Raw genomic sequence first — 19,875 nt, 5'->3', positions numbered from 1 at the left:
CGATCTTAACCAAAAGCGGAGGCCGCGGCGCGGTCCTGGTCGCAAGGTGCTCATGGTCGCCCTGAGAAAGCTTCAGGTCGCAACCGGACCTGCATCCGGTGGCTCATGCTAAGATAGCGACCCCTTTGCCGCTGGCTGACCTGGCCTGCGCCGCGCCGGCATCCTTCTCCCTGGACACTCTGGATTCAACGCAGATGAGCAAGACTTCCCTCGACAAGAGCAAGATCCGCTTCCTTCTCCTGGAAGGCGTCCACCAGTCCGCCGTGGATATCCTCAAGTCCGCGGGTTACAGCAACATCGAGTACGTCACCAGCTCTCTGCCGGATGCCCAGCTCAAGGAAAAGATCGCCGACGCCCACTTCATCGGCATCCGCTCGCGCACCCAGCTCACCGAAGAGGTGTTCGACTGCGCCAAGAAGCTGGTCGCCGTCGGCTGCTTCTGCATCGGCACCAACCAGGTCGACCTGCAGGCCGCCCGCGAGCGCGGCATCGCCGTGTTCAACGCCCCCTATTCCAACACCCGTTCGGTGGCCGAGCTGGTGCTGGCCGAGGCCATCCTGCTGCTGCGCGGCATCCCGGCCAAGAACGCCTCCTGCCACCGCGGCGGCTGGATCAAGAGCGCGGCCAACTCCTTCGAGATCCGCGGCAAGAAGCTGGGCATCATCGGCTACGGGTCCATCGGCACCCAGCTGTCGGTCCTGGCCGAGGGCCTGGGCATGCAGGTGTTCTTCTATGACGTCATCACCAAACTGCCCCTGGGCAACGCCCAGCAGGTCGGCTCCCTGACCGAACTGCTCGGCATGAGCGACATCGTCACCCTGCACGTACCGGAAACCCCCGCCACCCAGCTGATGATCGGCGAGCGCGAGATCCGCGCGATCAAGAAGGGCGGCATTCTGATCAACGCCGCCCGCGGCACCGTGGTCGACCTCGACGCCCTGGCCGCCGCCATCAAGGACGAGCACCTGATCGGCGCCGCCATCGACGTCTTCCCGGTGGAGCCGCGCTCCAACAACGACGAATTCGTCTCGCCGCTGCGTGGCCTGGACAATGTCATCCTGACCCCGCACATCGGTGGCTCCACCGCCGAGGCCCAGGCCAACATCGGCCTGGAAGTGGCCGAGAAGCTGGTCAAGTACAGCGACAACGGTACCTCGGTGTCCTCGGTCAACTTCCCCGAAGTGGCCCTGCCGTCGCACCCGGGCAAGCACCGCCTGCTGCACATCCACCAGAACGTGCCGGGCGTGCTGTCGGAGATCAACCGCGTCTTCTCCGAGAGCGGCATCAACATCTCCGGTCAGTACCTGCAGACCGACGAGAAGGTCGGCTACGTGGTGATCGACGTCGACGCCGAGTATTCCGACCTGGCCCAGGAAAAGCTGCAGAACGTCAAGGGCACCATCCGCTGCCGCGTGCTGTTCTAAGCTGCCAGGTGGCATGAAAAAGCCCCGGTCGGGTTCGCCTGACCGGGGCTTTTTTTGTGAGGTGGTGCTTTTAATCGCGGCCATGGGCCGCTCCTACAAAAATATCGCCCCCTGTAGGAGCGGCCGCATCGGCGGACCGCCATGGCCGCGATAAACGCCGTAGCGTGGATAACGGCGCAGCCTTATCCACTGGCCGTGCATGAGCTCACCTGTGGAAAACGCTGGCGCGGTTTTCCACGCTACGGGTGGCTCAGCTGCGCTCCAGCCGCTCCACGCCCTGGGCGGTGCCCAAGAGCAGCACGTCCGCCGGGCGGGCGGCGAAGAGGCCGTTGGCGACCACGCCGACGATGTTGTTGATCCTGGCTTCCAGGCCCACCGGATCGACGATGTGCATGTTGTGCACATCGAGGATGACGTTGCCGTTGTCGGTCACCACGCCGTCGCGGTACTCGGGGTCGCCGCCCAGTTTCACCAGCTCGCGGGCCACGTGGCTGCGGGCCATGGGGATGACTTCCACCGGCAGCGGGAATTCGCCGAGGACGTCGACGCGCTTGCTGGCGTCGGCGATGCAGATGAACTTGCGTGCTACGGCGGCGACGATCTTCTCGCGGGTCAGGGCCGCGCCGCCGCCCTTGATCAGATTGAGGTGGCCGTCGGCTTCGTCGGCGCCGTCCACATAGAATTCCAGGTCGCTGACACCGTTGAGGTCATAGACGGTGATGCCATGGCTTTTCAACCGGTCGGCGGTGGCCTGGGAACTGGCCACGGCGCCATCGAACTCCAGCTTGTGCTTGGCCAGCAGGTCGATGAAGAAGTTGGCGGTCGAGCCGGTGCCCACGCCGACCACGCTGTCGCGGGAGAGCTGGGGGAGGATGAGGTCGACCGCGGCCTGGGCGACGGCCTGCTTGAGCTGGTCCTGATTCATGGGGGTATCCGCGAAAACGGGTGGAGGGTCGCCGATTATAGCCGCTCGGACGGCCTGGCTAACCCACCCGGAGGTGCCCGTAGTAGACTTTTCGCCCCCGCCGCACCCACCGGATCGCTCCGCCGATGCTCGAACACTATGTGAAGAAGACCCTGCTCGCCCCCGTCTACGACGTGGCCATCGAAACGCCCCTGCAACCGGCGCGGGCGCTGTCCGAGCGATTGGGCTGCCAGGTGCTGCTCAAGCGCGAAGATCTGCAGCCGGTGTTCTCCTTCAAGATCCGCGGTGCCTACACCAAGCTGGCCAGCCTTTCGGCCAGCGAAAAGGCCCGTGGCGTGATCACCGCCAGCGCCGGCAACCACGCCCAGGGCCTGTCCCTGGCGGCCCGCGAACTGGGGGTGCGGGCGATCATCGTGATGCCGCGCACCACGCCGGAGCTCAAGGTCATCGGCGTGCAATCGCGTGGCGGCGAGGTGGTGCTGCACGGCGACGCCTTTCCCGAGGCCCTGGCCGAGGCGCTGCGCCTGGCCGACGAGCAGGGCTACACCTTCGTCCCGCCTTACGATGATCCCGACGTCATCGCCGGTCAGGGCACCGTGGCCATGGAGATCCTGCGCCAGCATCCTGGTCGGCTGGATGCCATCTTCGTCCCCGTGGGCGGTGGTGGCCTGATCGCCGGGGTCGCCGCCTATGTGAAGTACCTGCGCCCCGAGATCAGGATCATCGGTGTCGAACCGGACGATTCCAACTGCCTGCAGCAGGCCATGGCCGCCGATGAGCGCGTGGTGCTGCCGCGAGTCGGGCTGTTCGCCGACGGCGTGGCCGTGGCCCAGATCGGCCACCACACCTTCGAGATCTGCCGCCGTTATGTCGATGAGGTCATCACCGTCAGCTCGGATGAGATCTGCGCGGCGATCAAGGACATCTACGACGATACCCGCTCCATCACCGAGCCCTCGGGCGCCCTGGGCGTGGCGGGGATCAAGAAATACGCCGAGCGGGAAGGTTCGAGCGGCCAGGTGCTGGTGGCCATCGACTCCGGCGCCAACATCAATTTCGATCGGCTGAGACACGTGGCCGAGCGCGCCGAACTGGGCGAGCAGCGCGAAGCCATCATCGCCGTGACCATTCCCGAGCGGCCGGGCAGCTTCCGCGCCTTCTGCGAGGCCCTGGGCCGGCGACAGATCACCGAATTCAACTACCGCTACCACACTGGCGAAGAGGCCCACATCTTCGTCGGCGTCCAGACCCATCCCCAGCGCGATCCGCGCGACGCCCTCATCCAGGCCCTGCGCGACCAGGGTTTTCCGGTGCTGGACCTGACCGACAACGAGCTGGCCAAGCTGCATATCCGCCACACCGTGGGCGGCCACGCGGCGCGGGTCGGCCAGGAGCAGGTGTTCCGCTTCGAATTCCCCGAGCGCCCCGGGGCGCTGTTCGACTTCCTCGAAAAGCTGGGCGGGCGCTGGAACATCAGCATGTTCCATTACCGCAACCACGGCGCGGCGGACGGGCGGGTGTTCGCGGGGCTGGAAGCCAGCCAGGCCGAGCGGGAAGAGCTGCTGGCGACCCTGGATGCCATCGGCTATCGCTACTGGGACGAGACGGAGAATCCGGCGTACCGGTTGTTCCTGGGCTGAGGTCCGGTGGTGTTGGGCTTCGCTGCAGGTAGGGTGGACAACGGCGCAGCCTTATCCACGCTACGGCGATGATCGCGGCCATGGGCCGCTCCTACAGGGAATGATGTTCTTGTAGGCGCGACCGCAGCGGCGGACCGCCATGGCCGCGATGCGCCCACAAGCCCACGCTGGACCAGACCGCCCCCTCTCCCTCGGGGAGAGGGCTGGGGTGAGGGTAGCCCCATACCGGAAGGTGCCACCTGCTGGACTTTGCGGCGCCCAGCGCCAAGCTACGGGTAGGGTGGACAACGGCGCAGCCTTATCCACCGTTGGCACCGCGGCTCGTCTGCGGAAAAGGCTGCGCCGTTTTCCACGCTACGGGTAAGCGCAATTGATCGCGGCCATGGCGGTCCGCCGATGCGGCCGCTCCTACGGTCAAGCCTGTAGGAGCGGCCCATGGCCGCGATTGGTATTTGGCGCAAAAAGTGGAAAACGCTGCGCGGTTTTCCGCGCTACGCGCTGCGGAGCCCAACCGCCCCTTCTCCCTGCGGGAGAGGGTTGGGTGAGGATGACCACGCGCCAGACGCTCGACACCAACCTACGAAGCCAGCGGCTCCACTCGGATATCCGTCAATCCATGCACCTCCGCCTGGCGCAGGATGGCTGCGGCGGGAGCATCGGCGCGCGGCAGGGCCAGGCTGTTCTCGGCGTCGGCGCGCAGCTGTTCCAGCACGGCCAGGGCGGCTTCGTGCGGGGCGAGACTGGCCTGCGGATGCTCGAGGTCGAGCTGGCGGGACTCGCCGTCCTTGCGGTAGTGGACGCGAAACATGGGCATGGCGGCGGCCTCGGGGCGGGTTTCTACACAGACTTCCCCGAGCGCACCGCCGTTCCGATCTACTTGAGGATGACCAGTTTGCCCTTGAGGGCGACACCGGCCATGAGGGCACCGGCGTGGCACTCGTAGCGGGTGGGGTCGCTCCACTCGTTCTTCTTGTAGTAGCTGGTGATGTCGGTGACCGCATTGGCACCGGCGGCCTTGGCCGCTTCCTGCAGGCGGATCAGCGCCGATTGCAGCACCCAGCGGCAGGCGACCTCGTCGGTCTTGTTGAAGGCGTTGGTCTTCTGGTTGGTGGTGATGCTGGAGTTGACCACCGTGGCCTTGCCCGGCACCGGGTTGCCGGCCAGATAGAACTTCACGCTGCCATCCAGGCGCTTGGCGGCCAGGGCTTCCTGGACGACTTCGGCGAAGGGCAGTTGCAGGGTGGTGTCGCGGGCCTGGGCGGCGCCGGGCAGCAGCGCGGCCAGGCTCAGGGTGAGGGCGAGGGTGGAGGTGAGGATACGCATGGTGACTTCCTTGTGGTGGTGGGGATGACTGTTTAACCCAGAACGCCCGCTCCGTCAGCCGCGGGACCGGCGTTCTGTGCTATCGCGCAGGCCGCGAATGGTCACTCCGCGGCGGCTGCGGGGGCCGGCAACTGCAGTTGCCGGCGGATGTCGGCGTCGAGCAGCTGGACCCATTTGTTGTAGTTGCGATGGATGCGCTCGCCGTCGTAGTCGAGGCCGGCGCTGTCGCGGTAGCGGATCTGGTAGCCCTTGGTGCTGTAGGGGATGTCGACCCAGGCCTGGTGGCGATCGCGCACCACGATGCTGGCGACCACCAGGCCGGGGCTCTCCTGGCCGACGCTCCAGCCACGACGTTCCAGGGTATCGACGATGGCGCGGCGGACATCGGCGGCGTTCTCCGCCCGATCCGCCGGAAAGACCTCCTGGGGCGTCACCAGGGGCGCGCGGGTGCAGGCCGCCAGGAACAGCAGAGCGGAGACGAGCAGCAGGCGACGCAACATGGGCATACCTCGGGATAGGGTCATCAGGACCAGCGGCGGAAGATCAGCGAGGTGTTCACCCCGCCAAAGGCGAAATTGTTGTTCATCACATGGTCCGTGCGCAGCGCGCGTGGCCCGCCACGCAGATAGTCCAGCTCGCCGCACTGGGGATCCAGTTCGTCGAGGTTGAGGGTGGGCACGAACAGCTCCTCGTTCATCATGGCGATGCTGAACCAGGATTCCAGGGCGCCGCAGGCACCCAGGGTATGGCCCAGGTAGCTCTTCTGCGAGCTGATGGGCATGCGGGCGCCGAACAGCGCCTGGGTGGCGCGGGTCTCGGCGATGTCGCCCTGTTCGGTGGCGGTGCCGTGGCCGTTGACGTAGCCGATGGCGTCCGGGGTCAGCCCGGCGTCTTCCAGGGCCAGCTCCATGGCGCGTTGCATGGTGGCCTGCTCGGGACGGGTGGAGTGCTGGCCATCGGCGTTGCTGCCGAAGCCGACGATCTCGGCGTGGATACGCGCACCTCGCGCCTGGGCGTGTTCCAGCTCCTCCAGCACCAGGATGCCGGCGCCTTCGCCGATCACCAGGCCGTCGCGACTGCGGTCGTAGGGACGCGGCGAGGTGTGGGGGGCGTCGTTGCGCAGGCTGGTGGCATAGAGGGTGTCGAAGACCATGGCCTCGCTGGGACAGAGTTCTTCGGCGCCGCCGGCCAGCATCAGCGGCAGGCGCCCGAACTTGATGGCCTCGTAGGCGTAGCCGATGCCCTGGCTGCCGCTGGTGCAGGCGCTGGAGGTGGGGATCAAGCGGCCCTTGAGACCAAAGAACAGACTCAGGTTGGCGGCCGCCGTGTGCGGCATCATGCGCACATAGGTATTGGCGTTGAGGCCCACCGCGGCGTCGCTGAGCAGCATGTTGGCCAGGGCCTTGATGTCGTCGGTGCTGCCGGTGGAGGAGCCGCAGGCCACGCCCATGCGGCCGTCGGTGATGCGCGGGTCGTCCAGCAGCCCGGCATCGGCCAGGGCGCGCTCGCCGGCGGCTACCGCCAGCTGTGAGACCCGCCCCATGCTGCGCAACTGCTTGCGGGTCCAGTGGCCGGGTACCTGGAAGTCGACGATGGGACCGCCCAGACGGGTGTTCATCTCGGTGTAGCGATCCCAGGCGTCCATGCGGCGGATGCCGCTGTGGCCGGCGAGGAAATGGTCGCGGATGGTCGGCCAGTCACTGCCCAGGGCGGTGACGCCGGCCATCCCGGTGATCACGACGCGGCGCGCGCTCATCAGCACAGTCCTCCGTTGACCGCCAGCACCTGGCGGGTGATGTAGCCGGCCTCGGGGGCGAGCAGGAAGGCCACGGCGTGGGCCACTTCCTCGGGGGTGCCCATGCGCCCGGCCGGGATCATCTCGAGGATCTTCTCCACCGGCACGTGCTCGTCGAGGATCTCGGTGTCGATCAGCCCCGGGGCCACGCAATTGACGGTGATCTTGCGCTTGGCCAGCTCCACGGCCAGGGCCTTGGCGGCGCCGATCAGGCCGGCCTTGGAGGCGCTGTAGTTGACCTGGCCGCGATTGCCGATCAGCCCGGAGACCGAGGTGATGCAGACGATGCGCCCCGGCGCGCGGCGGCGGATCATCGGCATGACCACCGGGTGCAGCACGTTGTAGAAGCCGTCGAGGTTGGTGCGCAGGACCACATCCCAGTCTTCGCCGGTCAGCGCCGGAAAGGCGCCGTCGCGGGTCAGGCCGGCGTTGCAGACCACCCCGTAGTAGCCGCCGTGGGCCTCGGTGTCGGCCTCCAGGATGGCGGCGCAGGCGGCGCGGTCGCCGACGTCGAATTGCAGCACCCGGGCGCTGCGACCCAGGGCCTCGACCTCGGCGCGCACGGCCTCGGCTTCCTCGCGGCGGCTGCGGCAGTGCAGCACCAGGTCATGGCCGGCGGCGGCCAGGCGCAGGGCGATGGCGCGGCCCAGGCCGCGGCTGGAACCGGTCACCAGGACCGGAGCGGGGGCGACGCTCATGGCGCGGGCTCCTCTAGGTACAGATCCACCTGGGGTGGACGATAGACGTTCAGGCGGGCGCTGGCCTGGCAGCCAGGGCCCTGCAGGTGGCAGTCGAAGATAGCCATGCCATCGTCGTTTTCCAGCGCCGGCTGGGCGCGGATGCGTAATTCGCCACCGGCGGGAAAGGCCGGCACGTCGCAGGCGAACTGGCGGGTGCCGAGCAGAAAGCCCAAGGCCGGGGCCTCGCCGCGACGACGCGCCTGGCAGCCGGCGAAGGCGGCCACGCTCTGCGCCATCAGCTCCACGCCGATCCAGGCCGGCAGGGCGCCCGCGGCATCGGTGAAGAGGCCGGGCCTGACCACCAGGCGGGTCTCGATGCCGCTCTCGTCACAGGCGAGGATCTCGTCGATCAGCAGCATGTCGCCGGCGTGGGGCACCAGCTCGGCGAGGGTCCAGGGGATCATGGCGTGGCTCCGAGGATGAGGCTGACGTTGCTGCCGCCAAAGGCGAAGCTGTTGCTCATGGCGTGGCGGCGACCGTCCAGGCGGCTGTCGGCATCCGTCAGCGCTAGCCGTGGCAGGGCCGGATCGGCCTGGCCGTCCCAGCGCTGCGGCGGCAACTGGCCGGCGGGATTGAGCTGCGGGTCCAGGGTCAGCCAGGCGAAGGCGGCTTCCAGGGCGCCGGCGGCGCCGAGGGTATGGCCGGTCAGCGGCTTGGTGGAGGAGCAGGGCACCCCGGCCGGAAACACCTGGTGGGTGGCCTGGCTTTCCATGGCGTCGTTGTGCGGCGTGGCGGTGCCGTGCAGGTTGAGATAGCCGATGTCCTCCGGTTGCAGGCCGCTGGCGCGCAGGGCGGCCTGCATGGCCTGGACGGCGCCGCGCCCACTGGGATCGGGGGCGGAGATATGGTGGGCATCGGAACTGGCGCCGCCGCCGAGCAGGGCGATGGGGCCGGGTTCGCGGGTCAGCAGGAACAGCGCCGCCCCCTCGCCGATGTTGATGCCGCAGCGATTGACCGAGAAGGGATTGCACAGCGATTCGCTGACCGCTTCGAGGGCGGCGAAGCCGTTCAGGGTCAGGCCGCAGAGGCTGTCGACGCCGCCGCAGAGCACGGCGTCGCAATGGCCCTGGACCAGCAGCCGGCGGGCGCTGAGCAGGGCGCGGGCGCTGCTGGTGCAGGCGGTGGAAAGGCCGTAGCAGGGGCCGCTCAGGCCCAGGTAGCGGGCGAGGAAGTCCGCCGGCGCCACCAGTTCCTGCTGGGCGTACTGATAGCCCTCGGGCAACTGGCCGCTGCGCTGGTGTACGGCGATGCCCAGGCTGGCCTCGTGGATGCCCGAGGTGCTGGTGCCCAGCACCACGCCGATACGCGCCGGGCCGTGGCGCTCGATGGCCTGGCGCACCTGGGGTTCGATCTCGGCCAGGGCCGCCAGCAGCAGCTGGTTGTTGCGGCTGAAAAAAGGTGTCCACTCCAGCGGCCAGGCTGGCAGCGGCGCGGTGACGGTACCCACCGGCGGCTGGCGCTCGGGAATCCAGCCCGCCGTAGGCTGCATGCCGGCCGTATCACCGGCGAACAGGCCACGGGCCACCTCGGCCTTGCCCTGGCCCAGGGCGCAGAGCAGGCCCAGGGCATTCAGGTAGGCGCTCAAGGCGCGGACTCCGGCAAGAGCGTCAGGCGATAGCTGGACCCATCCGGCGCCTGCAGCTCCAGGCGGTCGGCGGCGGGATAGCGCACCTGCCAGTCCTTGAGGCTGCGGCTGCCGTCGGCGGCCCTCTGCCAGTCGCCCGCGGCATAGGCGCTTGGCAACCGGTCGGTCGGGGTCAGGGCGAACAGCAGCACGCTGAAGAAGGTGCGCGCCCGGGGATTGGGCGGCAGGAGGCCGTCGGCGTGCCAGGCGCCGTCGATCAGTTGCTGGCGCGCCTGGGGCACGCCAAGGGGATCGAACAGCGAAAAGCGCAGGGCGGCGCCTTCCGGCTGGATGGCCAGCAGCAGGGCGTCGCTGCCCTCGGCGGTCTGGCGCTCCACCTGGTAGACCAGGGCACGCGCCAGCGGCGGCGGACTGCTGGGCAGCGGCGGCTGGCTGGCGCAGGCGGCGAGCAGCAGCAGGCAGGCCAGCGCGAAGACGAACGGACGGGGCAGGGTCATGCAGGATGGGCCGAATTCAGCTGACAGAGCTCGACGAGCAGGCGCAGGCGCCGCCGGGGCTCCTTGACGAAGGGGTTGCGAACGTCCCAGGCGTAGCCGGCGAGAATGGCGCAGATCATGCGCTTGATCTCGGGATCGGCGTGTTCGAAATAGATGACGTCCTGGAAGCTGCCATCGTACCAGCCCTCCACATAGGCACGGAACGTATCGACGCCCGCCTTGAGCGACCGGGCGAATTCGGCCTCCCAGTCCACCGACTCGCCGCGCAGCTGGCGATCCACCAGCGGTGCGGCCAGGCTGGCCGAGCGCAGGGCGATGGTCACGCCCGAGGAAAACACCGGGTCGAGAAACTCGGCGGCGTTGCCCAGCAGGGCGAAGCCGGGGCCGTGCAGGCGCTTGACGTTGGCGGCGTAGCCACCCAGTTCGCGCACCGGCGTATCCCAGACCGCATTGTGCAGCACCCGGGCCAGGCTCGGGGTCTCGGCCACCCAGTCGCGCAGACAGGTGGCGAGATCGGCGGCGCGTCCGGCATAGCGCTCGGCGGCGGCGACCACCCCGATCGAGGTGCGGCCGTCGCTGAAGGGAATGGTCCAGAACCAGACGTCCCGCAGGGTCGGATGGGTGGTGATGAGGATGCGCTGGCGGTCGAAGCCGGGATCGTCGATGCGATCCTCGATATGGGTGAAAAGGGCGCGGCGCACGGGGAAGTCCGAAGGCGCCTCCAGATCCAGCAGGCGGGGCAGCACCCGGCCGTAGCCGCTGGCGTCGAGCAGGAAGTCGGTGGTCAGCGCATAGGCCTGGCCGTCGTCGCCCTGCACCTCGAGTTGGGTCCTTTCGCCGTCTTCACCCAGGGTCACGGCGGTGACGCGCTGGCCGTAGCGGATCGTAACCCCTTGGCGTGCGGCGTCGTCGGCCAGGATCTTGTCGAAGGGACCGCGCTGCACCTGGAAGGTGCTGCGGCCACCACTATAGGTGTCGCGAAAGTCGAAGTCGGTGTAGCGCTCGCCCCAGGCGAAGGCCGCGCCGAGCTTGGTCTGGAAGCCGGCGGCTTCGACCGCGGGCAGCATCCCGGCTTCCTCGACGAAGTCCAGGCTGTGGGACAGCAGGCTCTCGCCGATGGAAAAGCGCGGGAAGTGCTGGGCTTCCAGCACCAGCACCGGATGGCCGCGGCGCTTGAGCAGGGCGGCGACCACGGCGCCCGCCGGGCCGGCACCGATGACGATCAGGGGATGATGTTCAACCATGACGAAGGTCCTTTTCGTGGGAGACGGGGGGCGAGGCCCAGGGCGCCAGCAGAAAGCTGAACACCAGGCCCAGGCTGATGGCCAGGCCGAAGTTGGCGATGGCCGGGGTGCTGCTGAGCATCAGCAGGCCAAAGGACAGCCAGCTGCCGACGCCGGACAGCAGGCCGCCGAGCAGACTGACCGCGGCGCCGCCGATGGCCTCGTGCATGAGGATGGCGTAGTCCACGCCGATGGCGGTGATGAGCAGCAGGGCGAAGAGGCTGAACAGGGTCAGCGGCTGACCCAGCCAGCCCAGGCAGGCCAGGGCCGCCAGGGCCGCCAGCAGCGGCAGGCAGACGATGCGCAGCGCCGCGCGGCGGCCGAAGGCCCAGAGCAGCAGGAGAAAGATGGCGCCCGAGGCCAGCAGCTTGAGTTCCACCGCCAGGCGCTGGGTGTGGACGAACAGTCCGCGCAATTCGCCCAGGCGATCCACCAGTTGCACGCCGGGCAGGCCCGCAGCCACTGTCTGTAGTACCTGGGCATTGCCCAGGCCTTGCAGACTGACCAGGCCGGTCGCGCCGCCCTCGGTCGTGCGGCCCAGCCAGAGTGGGCGCCAGGGTTCGCCCAGGGGGCCGGCCAGGGCCTGGTCCAGGTTCAGGTCGGGCAGCTGCTGCAGTTGCTTGAGCTCGGCCTCCAGGGCCTCCGCCGGGATACCCACGGCCAGCAGCGGTTGCAGGCGTTCGCCCCAACCGGCCAGGGCCTGGCGCAATTCGGCCTGGGCCGCGGCGGGAGCGAGCAGACCGCTGAGGGCGCGATAGCCCTGCAGCTGGCCGGCGCTGACCAGGGCGTCGAGGCGCTGGCCCAGGGCGGTCTGGCGCTCCAGCACCTGGTCGGCATCGGCGCCACGCACCAGGAAGAACTGGCTGGTGGGTTGCAGGCCGGTGAGACGGGCGATGGCCTGGGCTTCGCGGGTCAGCGCCGGGTCCTGGCCGAGCCAGAGGCGCAGGTCGTTCTGCAGGTGCAGCTGCCAGACACCGGCGCCGCAAAAGGCCAGCAGGGCCAAGAGCAGCGGCAGGCTGCCGGTGCGGCCCAGCAGGCGCAGGCGCAGGTCGAGCAGCCGTTGCATGACGCGCAGGGGCGCGGCGGGCGGTGCCAGGTCCAGGCGCTGCCACCAGGCTGGCAGCAGGCAGACGGTGGTGAGGTAGGCGCCGATCAGGCCGGCGGCGGAAAACACCGCCACCTGGGTCAGCGCCGGAAAGGGCGTGCAGGCCAGCGCCAGATAACCGAGCAGGTTGGTGGCCAGGCTGAGTGACAGACCGGGCAGGGTCTCGCGCAGGATGGCCGTGGCGTCCCAGGGACCGCCCTTCCAGCTCTTGCTGAGATAGTGCAGCGGATAATCGGCGGCCACCCCGGTAAGGCTGGCGCCGAGGATCAGGGTGAGGGCGTTGATCTGGCCGAACAGCAGCACGCAGGCGGCGCTGCCGGCCAAGAGGGCCACGCCCACCGCCAAGAGGCTGAGTAGCACCCGCCAGCGGCGGAACAGCCCCAGCAGCAGGGCCAGGGTACCGAAGGTGGCGAGGCCACCGATCAGCGACATCTCGCGACTGGCGGTAGCCTGGCCGGCGGCGGCGTATCTCAGGCCGCTGGCGGCCAGCAGCTGACCGCCGTCGGCCACCACCTCGCGGCGCGCGGCCTCGATCAGGGCTTCCACCCGCGGTGGGGCATCGAAGTCGAAGGCATCGGCGCGGGTGCGAGCACGAATCAGCGCCCAGCTCAGGCCGTCGCCCTGGGTCAGCAGCAGGCCGCTGCCGGCGTCGAATTGCACTTTGCTAGCCGGGGTGAGCTGGCGCTGCAGCAGCAGGCCGAGGCCGAGCCAGTCCTCTTCCAGGGGCAGGGCGCCGGCGCCGGCGAAGGGCTCGAAGAGGGCCGCGGCGCGGGCTTGCAGATAGGCGTCGGGCGTCTTGATCAACTCGTCGCGCGCCTGCCCCGGTGCCAGCGCCAGGCGACTGGCCAGGAGTTGCTGGCGCAGGCCGGGCAGGTCAGGGGTGAGTTGCCACTGCACCCTTTCGAACAGTGGCTCCCGCGACCAGGCCTGGCCCAGGCGCTCGGCCAGGGCCGGCAGTCGCTCGCGCTGGGGATGGCCCACCAGCAGCAGCACCTCGCGATTGAGCGGCTCGGCCATGCGCGCCTCGGCTTGCAGGGTCAGGGCATCACCGGCGCCCTGGGGCAGCAGCGCCAGCAGATCGGCGGCCACCGGCGGACCGTGCCGCCACTGCCAGGCGCTGAGCGCCAGCAGGGCGAAGAGGAACAGCAGGAAGGGGCGCTGCAGGCGGATCACTGGAAGGCCGCGCGCTGGTCGGCGGAGAGGGCGTCGCGGGCCTGGCCGTCGAGCCTGAGCAGGCTGCGATCGCCCTGGGTCTCGCGGATCTCCACCTGCTCCACCAGCTCACCACCCTGGATGAGGATGCCGTCGAACACCTGCTTGAGCAGGGCACCGCGCGGGGTCAGGCGCAGCTGCCAGTGGCGGGCGTCACCGCTCAGGGCCAGTTCGAAGTCGCGCTCCAGGCCGCTGCGATCGCCGCCGAGCACGGCGAGGAACAGCGCACTCTGGCGCGCGGCCAGGTCGCTGCCGGGCAGCGGCGTCCAGCCGGCGGGGGTCTCTTTGGCGATGGCGCCGGGGGTGATGCGATAGGTCTGGGTCAGCGGTTTTTCCAGCTGCCAGAGCAGGCCCAGGCCACGGGCCAGGGTGAAGTGGCCGCTGCTGGTGAGCGGCTGCGGCAGGGCGCGCAGATAGCGTTGCTGGACGAAGCTGCCCGCGACCGCGGCCGGACGCGCCAGCTGGGTGGCCAGGTCGTCGAGATCGAAGGCCTGGGCCAGGGGGGCGGCGAGGATGAGCAGCAGAGCGATCAGCGTGCGCATGCCAGGACCCTCTCCACGGCGTCGATGAAGACCCTGGGCGAAGCCAACTGCATCTCGCGGCTGGCCATGTCCACGGCCACCTGCACGGTGCTGGCGCGGGTCAGGCGCTCGCCGGTGGCGGCATCGCTGATCAGGTAGTTGAGCTTAAGGCGGTTCTCCCACTCCACCAGATCGGCCTTTACCCGCACGCGCTGCTGGAACAGCAGGGGACGGATGTAGCGGATCTGCAGGTCGATCACCGGCCAGCCATAGCCGGATTCGCGCATCTGCAGGTAGTTGTGGCCCAGGCGGTCGAGCAGGGCGCAGCGCGCCACTTCCAGGTATTTGACGTAATGGCCGTGCCAGGCGATTTCCATCATGTCGACGTCGAAGAAGGGGATCTGCATCTCCACCTCGACCTGCAGGGAACCGGTCTTACGCATAGAGCCTCCAGTGGCGGGCACGGATCAGGGTCAGGGTCTGGCGCAATTCGGCCTCCAGGGCGCGGTCTTCGATCAGCGGCGCAAAGGTCTCGCCCAGGTCGCGGTGCATGGCGGCCAGCGGTGCGGGCGGCTCCACGCCCTGCTGGCGCCTGAGCCAGACGCCCTGCTGGGCAGCCAGCAGGGTGGCGGCGGCCACCTGTTCGGTGAGCTCCAGCACGCGCAGGGCGTCGCGGGCGGCGATGGTGCCCATGCTGACCTTGTCCTGGTTGTGGCATTCGGTGGAGCGGGAAAAGACACTGGCCGGCAGGGTGCCCTTGAGCGCCTCGGCGGTCCAGGCGCTGGCGCCGATCTGCACCGCCTTGAAGCCGTGGTTGAGCATGGCGCGTTCGGCCGGTGCGCCGGAGAGATTGCCCGGCAGGCCGTGGTTATAGCGCGCGTCCACCAGCAGGGCGAGCTGGCGGTCGAGCAGGTCGGCGACGTTGGCCACCAGGGTCTTGAGGCTGTCCATGGCGCAGGCGATGTGGCCGCCATAGAAGTGGCCGCCATGCAGCACCCGCTCGTCCTCGGCGTCGATCAGCGGATTGTCGTTGGCGCTGTTGAGTTCGGTCTCGATGAACTGGCGCAGCCAGGGCAGGCTGTCGGCCAGCACCCCCAGCACATGGGGCGCGCAGCGCAGCGAATACCTGTCCTGCAGGCGGTGCAGCGGCGCGGCCGGGCCTTCGGCGGCCAGGTCCGCGCGCAGCCAGGCGGCCACCTGGCCCTGGCCCGGATGGGGCTTGGCGGCGAACAGGCGCTGGTCGAAGTGCTCGGGATTGCCGGCCAGGGCCACCACGTTGAGGGCAGTGATGCGGGTGGCCAGGCGCAGCAGGTATTCGGCGCGGGAGAAGGCCAGGCAGGCCAGGCCGGTCATCACCGCGGTGCCGTTCATCAAGGCCAGGGCTTCCTTGGGCCGGAGCACCAGGGGCGTCCAGCCCAGTTCGGCGTGGACCTCGGCGGCGTCCCGTATTTCGTTGCGCCAGAGCACCTGACGCTCGCCGCAGAGGGCGGCGGCGACATAGGACAGCGGGGTTAGATCGCCACTGGCGCCCACCGAACCCTCCTCGGGGATCAGCGGCAGGATGTCTTCGCGCAAGAAGGCGGTGAGGCGTTCGAGCAATTCGACGCGCACCCCGGAGACGCCCTGGCACAGCGACTGCAACCGCGCCGCCAGCACCGCGCGGGTCGCCGTCGGGTCCAGGTGACGACCCAGGCCGCAGCCGTGGAAGGTATAGAGCTGGCGTGGCAACGCCTCGACCTGGGCGAGGGGCACGGCGACCACGCAGGAGTCGCCATAGCCGGTGGTGATGCCGTAGACCGAGCCCTCGCGGGCCAGCAGCGACTCGACGAAGCGCGCGCCGCGGGCGATGCCGTCGCGAAAGGCCGCATCGTCCTGCAGGTCGGCCCGGGCCCGGCCCTCGGCCAGGGCGACCAGGTCTTCGAGGGCGAGGGCCTGGCTACCAAAGCGCACACTAGCGTTCATCGCGACTCCAGAAGGGATAGAAGTTGAACCACTGCCGCGGCGCCTTGAGGCAATGGGCGGCGAGGCGGCCGGCATAGGCCTGGGCCAGGCCCTGGATGCCGGCGGCGCGCTCCTGGCGGCGCCAGCTTGGCGCCGGGGCGAAGTCTTCCAGGTAGAGGTGGTAGCCGTCGGCTTCGCGCAGGCAGAACAGCAGGTTGGTCGGGCAGCGCAGCAGGTGGGCCAGCAGCCAGGGCCCCTGGGGGAAGGGCGCCGGGGCGCCGAGAAAATCCACCGCCACGGTGCGCCCGCCATGCAGCGGCACCCGGTCGCCGGCGATGGCCAGCCACTCGCCGCGCTCCAGGCGCTCGCTCAGCTGCAGCATCACCGCCGGGTCCAGCTCGCTGACCTGGATCAGCCGCAGGTCGCTGGCGCCGGCTTCTTCCAGCAGGCGATTGAAGGCCTCGGCGTGGCGGGTGTGCACCAGCACGTTGAGGCGTACCCGCCGCCCCAGCTGGGCCAGGGCGCGACAGACTTCGAGGTTGCCCAGGTGGGCGGTGACCAGGATCTCGCCGCGCGGCCCGTGCATGCGGCTGTGCACCTGGTCCGGGTCGTGCAACTGCACCTGATCCAGGCCGAGACGGCCGTTCCAGGCATCGAGCTTGTCCAGCAGGGCTTCGGCGAAGGCCATGAACTGGGCATAGCCGCTGCGCCAGCTGGGCTGCAGCTCGGGACGACCGCTCCAGTCGGCCAGGCGCTGCTGGTACTCGCGGATGCCACGGCGGGCGCGGGCGCCGAACAGAAAGAAGTACAGCACGATCAACCGCAGCAGCGGGGCGATGGCGCGGCGGCCCAGGTGCCGCGCCAGCCAGGCGGTGAGGCGCATCAGCACGGGGCTGCCGCGCTCGCGCTGCTGCGCCCAGTGGCCGCTCATCCGCGCACCCGGCGCCAGAGCAGGCGCGGCGCGCGCAGCAGCATGCCGAAGAACAGCCGGGTGTGCATGCGCGAGATCAGTACGTTGTCCTGCCAGAGGCGAAAGTGCGAGCGGCCATCCAGCGGATAGTGCACCCGGGTCGGACGCCAGCGCATGGGCTGCTCGCGCCAGGCCAGACGCACCAGGATCTCCGGGTCGAAATCCATGCGCTTGCCCAGGCCGCCGGCGCGGATCACCGCCAGGGTCGGTGCCAGCGGATAGACGCGAAAGCCGCACATGCTGTCGCGGATCTCCAGCGACAGGCTGTTGATCCAGACCCAGACATGGGTGAGGTAGCGGGCATAGAGCCGGCCCTTGGGCACCGAGTCGTCGAATTGCGGATAGCCGCAGATCAGTGCGTCTGGATAAGCCTGGGCCTCGGCGAGAAAGGCGGCCACGTCGGCCAGGTCGTGCTGGCCGTCGGCGTCCACCTGCAGGGCATGGCTGAAGCCCAGGCGCTGCGCCTCGGCGAGGCCGGCCATCACCGCGCCGCCCTTGCCCTGGTTGACCGGCAGGCGCAGCAGATGGATGTCGGGTTGCGTGGCCAGCTCGTCCATCACCTGGGCGCAGGCGGGGCTGGAGGCGTCGTCCACCAGCACGCAGGGCAGGGCGCGCTGGCGCAGCGCCTGGACCACCAACGGCAGAGCGTGCTCGTGGTCGAACACCGGGATCACCGCGCAGGCACGAAAGCTCAAGACCGCGCCTCCTTGAGCAGGATGCGCCCGGAGGAGCAGGCCGCCGTGCCCTGGCGAAAGGCGAAGTGCAACTTGCTGCGGCTGGCGTCGAAGTGGAAGGTCAGGGTCACCCGATCGCCGGGGCGCAGCAGTTGCTGAAATTTCAGCACCTCCATGCCGGCAAACTCCGCCGGTAGGGCCAGGTGCTGGCGCGCCAGGCGCTGGGCCCAGCCCACCTGGACCACCCCGGGTACCACCGGCGCCGTGGGGAAGTGGCCGGAAAAGAACGCCAGGTCCGGGGCGACTTCCAGCTCCAGGCACCAGCCGTCTGCGGTCTGTTCGACGCTCAGGGGCTCGATCTCCACCGGCCGAGGCTGGGCCAGCAGGCGCTCCACCTCGGCCTGGGCCAGCTTGCCCTGGGCGCTGTAGGGCAGCGCCAGCAGCAGGCGCCAGCGGCGCGGCAGGGCGATGGCCTCGCAATGGCCGACCAGGTGTTCGCGCAGCTCGGCCACCAGGGCGCGGCGACCGCCGTTGCGCAGCTGGTGCAGGCCGCGCTCGCTCAGGGCGACCAGGGCGCCGAGCAGGGCGCGGCCCTGCTGCACCACGCCCAGGCGGACATCGGCGATGGCGGGATGGCCGAGCAGCCGCGCTTCGAGGGCTGGCAGGGCGATGCGTTTCTCTTCCAGCTTGACGATGCGATCCAGGCGGCCGAGCAACTCGAAGCGGCCGTCGCCCAGCAGGCGCACGTCGTCCATGGTCTGCTCGCGCACGCCCTGGGGCAGGTAGGGCGAGGTCAGCCAGAGGGCGCCCTCGGCATCCTGGCCCAGCTCGATGTCGGCAAAGGCCTGCCAGGGTTGCGGGCCTCTCCGCCAGGCGATGCCGCCGGTCTCGGAGCTGCCATAGACCTCGGTGGGATAACGACCGAAGCGTTGCTGACAGGCCTTGGCGGCCGCGCCTGGCAGCACGCCGCCAGAAGAGAATACCTGCACCACCTGGCCGAGGACGGCATCGTCGAGATTCTCGCCCAGGCGCTTGAGCAATGCCGGACTGCTGATCCACACCGCGCGCCGGCCCTGGCGCGACAGGGCGGCGGTCTCGCGCTGCAATTCCTCGGTGAAGGGCAGCGCCTGGCGGGCGAAGGGCCGCCCGGCGCAGAGCGGCCAGAGCACCCGGAAGAGCAGGCCATAGATGTGCTGGGTGGAGACGCTGCCAAGGACGGTCGCCGCGCCAAGGGACGCGCCCCAGAGGCGCTCCAGGGCGGCGACCTCGTTGGCCAGCTGGAACAGCTGCTTGGCGATGAGTTTGGGTTCACCGCTGGAGCCCGAGGTGCTCAGGGTCAGCAGCGGCGCCTGCAGATCGAGCCGGGCGGGCTTCAGGGGTTCGGCCGCGGTCCAGCCGTCGAGGTCGTCGAGCCAGGCATCGAGCGTCGGCGCCAGGCGCGCGCGGGTGGCGGGCTGGGCATCCGCCGGCAGGACGACCTCGACCCCGGCGCGCCAGGCGCCGAGCAGGGCGCAGGCCAGGTCTTCGGCATCGTCCAGGTGCAAGGCCAGGCGCCTGAGACCGGCGTTCTGGAAGGCGGCCGCCAGCTGCAGGGCGCGCTGCCTGAGCGTAAGGTCCAGCGGACTCGCGGGCGCGAGCAATTCGGCCAGGGGGGTAAAGGTCATGGCAGCCTCCGCACGCGCTGGCGGACCAGCCATTCGCCGGCGAACAGCAGGCCCATCAGGCCATAGGCGATGACGCCGGTATAGAGCGTCCACCAGGCCAGCGGCGCCCACAGCGCCAGGCCGGCGGCGGTCAGCGCGTTGAACAGAAAGAACAGGCACCAGACCTGGGTCACCCGGCGGGTATAGCGCACCGCGCGCGGCGGCAACTCGGGTTCGCGCAGCCGCGCCAGGCGCTCGATCAGCGGCTGGCCGCGCAGCAGGCTCAGGCCGAACACCGCCAGCAGGAAGAGGCTGAGCAGCACCGGATACCAGCGCAGCAGGACGGCGGCGTCGCTCAGGGCCAGCAGCAGGCAGAAGCCCAGGGCGACCAGGGCGGTGCCGCGCTGCAGGCCGTTGAGACCGGGTTGCAGCAGGCGCAGGCCCCAGAGGGCGCCGAGGCCGGCGGCGAAGAGGCGCGGCGAGAGGTGCTGCAGGCCGAAGTAGACGGCGAAGGGATAGGCCAGGCCGAGCAGGAGCAGCAGGGCACTGGCGACCAGGCCCAGGGGAGAGCGGGAAGGCAAGGCACTCATAAGCGGC

General features: G+C 69.5%; 20 protein-coding genes. 2 read left to right on the top strand and 18 right to left on the bottom strand.

Annotated features, from left to right (window positions below):
• The first annotated feature begins 194 nt into the window (after positions 1-194).
• Complete coding sequence (gene serA, locus OXS31_RS21955; RefSeq protein ID WP_027598764.1) at positions 195-1,424, top strand: phosphoglycerate dehydrogenase; 1,230 nt, start codon at positions 195-197, stop codon at positions 1,422-1,424.
• A gap of 250 nt (positions 1,425-1,674) precedes the next feature.
• On the opposite strand, the gene rpiA is transcribed toward serA, so the two are convergent.
• Positions 1,675-2,349, bottom strand: coding sequence for a ribose-5-phosphate isomerase RpiA (rpiA, locus tag OXS31_RS21950; RefSeq protein WP_027598763.1), 675 nt, complete (start codon positions 2,347-2,349; stop codon positions 1,675-1,677).
• 113 nt (positions 2,350-2,462) lie between these two features.
• Here rpiA and ilvA point away from each other — a divergent pair, with 113 nt between their 5' ends.
• On the top strand, positions 2,463-3,989 hold the full coding sequence (gene ilvA, locus OXS31_RS21945) for a threonine ammonia-lyase, biosynthetic (RefSeq protein WP_346659864.1): 1,527 nt from the start codon (positions 2,463-2,465) through the stop codon (positions 3,987-3,989).
• 577 nt (positions 3,990-4,566) lie between these two features.
• On the opposite strand, the gene OXS31_RS21940 is transcribed toward ilvA, so the two are convergent.
• From OXS31_RS21940 to OXS31_RS21860, 17 genes are all read right to left on the bottom strand, one after another.
• Positions 4,567-4,803 (bottom strand): hypothetical protein, encoded by a 237-nt coding sequence (locus OXS31_RS21940; RefSeq protein WP_144956577.1) that lies wholly within the window; start codon positions 4,801-4,803, stop codon positions 4,567-4,569.
• A 59-nt stretch (positions 4,804-4,862) separates the two neighbouring features.
• A complete protein-coding gene (locus OXS31_RS21935; protein ID WP_007161066.1) occupies positions 4,863-5,312 on the bottom strand; it encodes a hypothetical protein in 450 nt (149 codons plus the stop codon).
• A gap of 101 nt (positions 5,313-5,413) precedes the next feature.
• Positions 5,414-5,812, bottom strand: a complete 399-nt coding sequence (locus OXS31_RS21930) for a hypothetical protein (RefSeq protein WP_267402025.1) — start codon at positions 5,810-5,812, stop codon at positions 5,414-5,416.
• A gap of 23 nt (positions 5,813-5,835) precedes the next feature.
• Positions 5,836-7,068, bottom strand: a complete 1,233-nt coding sequence (locus OXS31_RS21925; RefSeq protein ID WP_267402023.1) for a beta-ketoacyl-ACP synthase — start codon at positions 7,066-7,068, stop codon at positions 5,836-5,838.
• Entirely contained in the window at positions 7,068-7,805 is a 738-nt protein-coding gene (fabG, locus tag OXS31_RS21920; protein ID WP_007161063.1) for a 3-oxoacyl-ACP reductase FabG, read from the bottom strand. Before fabG ends, OXS31_RS21925 begins: the two co-directional genes overlap by 1 nt.
• Entirely contained in the window at positions 7,802-8,251 is a 450-nt protein-coding gene (locus tag OXS31_RS21915) for a hotdog family protein (protein WP_007161062.1), read from the bottom strand. Before OXS31_RS21915 ends, fabG begins: the two co-directional genes overlap by 4 nt.
• Entirely contained in the window at positions 8,248-9,432 is a 1,185-nt protein-coding gene (locus OXS31_RS21910) for a beta-ketoacyl-[acyl-carrier-protein] synthase family protein (RefSeq protein WP_267402017.1), read from the bottom strand. The genes OXS31_RS21915 and OXS31_RS21910 overlap by 4 nt, the downstream gene beginning before the upstream one ends.
• Complete coding sequence (locus OXS31_RS21905) at positions 9,429-9,929, bottom strand: hypothetical protein (RefSeq protein ID WP_027601018.1); 501 nt, start codon at positions 9,927-9,929, stop codon at positions 9,429-9,431. The genes OXS31_RS21910 and OXS31_RS21905 overlap by 4 nt, the downstream gene beginning before the upstream one ends.
• Positions 9,926-11,173 carry a tryptophan 7-halogenase gene (locus OXS31_RS21900; RefSeq protein ID WP_267402014.1) on the bottom strand — a complete coding sequence of 416 codons (1,248 nt, stop codon included), beginning with the start codon at positions 11,171-11,173 and terminating at the stop codon, positions 9,926-9,928. The genes OXS31_RS21905 and OXS31_RS21900 overlap by 4 nt, the downstream gene beginning before the upstream one ends.
• The gene (locus OXS31_RS21895) at positions 11,166-13,490 is read right to left on the bottom strand and encodes a hypothetical protein (protein ID WP_267402012.1); all 2,325 of its coding nucleotides are present in this window, start codon (positions 13,488-13,490) and stop codon (positions 11,166-11,168) included. Before OXS31_RS21895 ends, OXS31_RS21900 begins: the two co-directional genes overlap by 8 nt.
• On the bottom strand, positions 13,487-14,071 hold the full coding sequence (locus tag OXS31_RS21890) for an outer membrane lipoprotein carrier protein LolA (protein WP_267402010.1): 585 nt from the start codon (positions 14,069-14,071) through the stop codon (positions 13,487-13,489). The genes OXS31_RS21895 and OXS31_RS21890 overlap by 4 nt, the downstream gene beginning before the upstream one ends.
• A complete protein-coding gene (locus tag OXS31_RS21885) occupies positions 14,059-14,493 on the bottom strand; it encodes an acyl-CoA thioesterase (protein WP_267402008.1) in 435 nt (144 codons plus the stop codon). The genes OXS31_RS21890 and OXS31_RS21885 overlap by 13 nt, the downstream gene beginning before the upstream one ends.
• Complete coding sequence (locus OXS31_RS21880; RefSeq protein ID WP_267402006.1) at positions 14,486-16,012, bottom strand: aromatic amino acid ammonia-lyase; 1,527 nt, start codon at positions 16,010-16,012, stop codon at positions 14,486-14,488. Before OXS31_RS21880 ends, OXS31_RS21885 begins: the two co-directional genes overlap by 8 nt.
• Complete coding sequence (locus OXS31_RS21875; RefSeq protein ID WP_241808175.1) at positions 16,002-16,922, bottom strand: glycosyl transferase; 921 nt, start codon at positions 16,920-16,922, stop codon at positions 16,002-16,004. The genes OXS31_RS21880 and OXS31_RS21875 overlap by 11 nt, the downstream gene beginning before the upstream one ends.
• Positions 16,919-17,656, bottom strand: coding sequence for a glycosyltransferase family 2 protein (locus OXS31_RS21870; protein WP_027601013.1), 738 nt, complete (start codon positions 17,654-17,656; stop codon positions 16,919-16,921). The genes OXS31_RS21875 and OXS31_RS21870 overlap by 4 nt, the downstream gene beginning before the upstream one ends.
• Positions 17,653-19,299, bottom strand: coding sequence for an AMP-binding protein (locus tag OXS31_RS21865; RefSeq protein ID WP_241808174.1), 1,647 nt, complete (start codon positions 19,297-19,299; stop codon positions 17,653-17,655). Before OXS31_RS21865 ends, OXS31_RS21870 begins: the two co-directional genes overlap by 4 nt.
• Positions 19,296-19,868, bottom strand: coding sequence for a membrane protein (locus OXS31_RS21860; protein WP_007161051.1), 573 nt, complete (start codon positions 19,866-19,868; stop codon positions 19,296-19,298). Before OXS31_RS21860 ends, OXS31_RS21865 begins: the two co-directional genes overlap by 4 nt.
• Positions 19,869-19,875: the final 7 nt, after the last annotated feature.

The organism is Pseudomonas sp. GM_Psu_1, from assembly GCF_026544185.1.
GTDB lineage: Bacteria > Pseudomonadota > Gammaproteobacteria > Pseudomonadales > Pseudomonadaceae > Chryseomonas > Chryseomonas oryzihabitans.
The sequence above is the reverse complement of the archived record's forward strand: the minus strand, read 5'-3'. Positions and strand labels throughout refer to the sequence as shown.

Coding starts and splice junctions, on each gene's coding strand:
- serA (WP_027598764.1), top strand. CDS start 195: ATGAGCAAGACTTCCCTCGACAAGAGCAAGATCCGCTTCCTTCTCCTG.
- rpiA (WP_027598763.1), bottom strand. CDS start 2,349: ATGAATCAGGACCAGCTCAAGCAGGCCGTCGCCCAGGCCGCGGTCGAC.
- OXS31_RS21940 (WP_144956577.1), bottom strand. CDS start 4,803: ATGCCCATGTTTCGCGTCCACTACCGCAAGGACGGCGAGTCCCGCCAG.
- OXS31_RS21935 (WP_007161066.1), bottom strand. CDS start 5,312: ATGCGTATCCTCACCTCCACCCTCGCCCTCACCCTGAGCCTGGCCGCG.
- OXS31_RS21930 (WP_267402025.1), bottom strand. CDS start 5,812: ATGTTGCGTCGCCTGCTGCTCGTCTCCGCTCTGCTGTTCCTGGCGGCC.
- OXS31_RS21925 (WP_267402023.1), bottom strand. CDS start 7,068: ATGAGCGCGCGCCGCGTCGTGATCACCGGGATGGCCGGCGTCACCGCC.
- fabG (WP_007161063.1), bottom strand. CDS start 7,805: ATGAGCGTCGCCCCCGCTCCGGTCCTGGTGACCGGTTCCAGCCGCGGC.
- OXS31_RS21915 (WP_007161062.1), bottom strand. CDS start 8,251: ATGATCCCCTGGACCCTCGCCGAGCTGGTGCCCCACGCCGGCGACATG.
- OXS31_RS21905 (WP_027601018.1), bottom strand. CDS start 9,929: ATGACCCTGCCCCGTCCGTTCGTCTTCGCGCTGGCCTGCCTGCTGCTG.
- OXS31_RS21900 (WP_267402014.1), bottom strand. CDS start 11,173: ATGGTTGAACATCATCCCCTGATCGTCATCGGTGCCGGCCCGGCGGGC.
- OXS31_RS21890 (WP_267402010.1), bottom strand. CDS start 14,071: ATGCGCACGCTGATCGCTCTGCTGCTCATCCTCGCCGCCCCCCTGGCC.
- OXS31_RS21885 (WP_267402008.1), bottom strand. CDS start 14,493: ATGCGTAAGACCGGTTCCCTGCAGGTCGAGGTGGAGATGCAGATCCCC.
- OXS31_RS21880 (WP_267402006.1), bottom strand. CDS start 16,012: ATGAACGCTAGTGTGCGCTTTGGTAGCCAGGCCCTCGCCCTCGAAGAC.
- OXS31_RS21875 (WP_241808175.1), bottom strand. CDS start 16,922: ATGAGCGGCCACTGGGCGCAGCAGCGCGAGCGCGGCAGCCCCGTGCTG.
- OXS31_RS21865 (WP_241808174.1), bottom strand. CDS start 19,299: ATGACCTTTACCCCCCTGGCCGAATTGCTCGCGCCCGCGAGTCCGCTG.
- OXS31_RS21860 (WP_007161051.1), bottom strand. CDS start 19,868: ATGAGTGCCTTGCCTTCCCGCTCTCCCCTGGGCCTGGTCGCCAGTGCC.